This window comes from Vibrio sp. 10N.222.48.A3 (assembly GCF_041475345.1).
Lineage (GTDB): Bacteria > Pseudomonadota > Gammaproteobacteria > Enterobacterales > Vibrionaceae > Vibrio > Vibrio tasmaniensis_A.
The window spans coordinates 1-457 of sequence record NZ_JBFRVX010001131.1 but is presented as its reverse complement, the minus strand read 5'-3'; the positions used below and the strand labels follow the sequence as shown (position 1 = coordinate 457).

General features: G+C 50.1%; 1 pseudogene. It reads left to right on the top strand.

Features of this window, described 5'->3' with window-relative positions:
• Position 1 precedes the first annotated feature (1 nt).
• Positions 2-457: pseudogene (locus AB4653_RS24350) on the top strand (F0F1 ATP synthase subunit alpha); the annotation flags it as partial.

The following is a 457-nucleotide window of genomic DNA, read 5'->3' as shown; positions in this document are numbered from 1 at the left end:
AATCAAAGATCGCATCTCGAAATTTAATGTGAGCACCGAAGCTCGCAACGAAGGCACTATAGTCTCGGTTCGTGACGGCATCATTACCATTAACGGCCTTGCGGATGTCATGCAGGGTGAGATGATCGAGCTTCCAGGTGGCAAATACGCTCTTGCTCTTAACCTTGACACGCACTCAGTCGGTGCCGTGGTTATGGGTCCCTACACTGACCTCTCTGAAGGTATGAAAGTCAAAGGGACAGGTCGTATCTTGGAAGTACCAGTAGGTAACGGACTTCTTGGCCGTGTAGTGAACACACTAGGTGAGCCAATCGATGGCAAAGGCCCAGTGAGTTGTGACCGACTAGACCCTGTAGAAGTAATTGCTCCCGGCGTAATCGAGCGTAAGTCCGTCGATCAGCCAATTCAAACTGGTTATAAAGCCGTTGATACCATGGTGCCTATCGGTCGTGGTCAA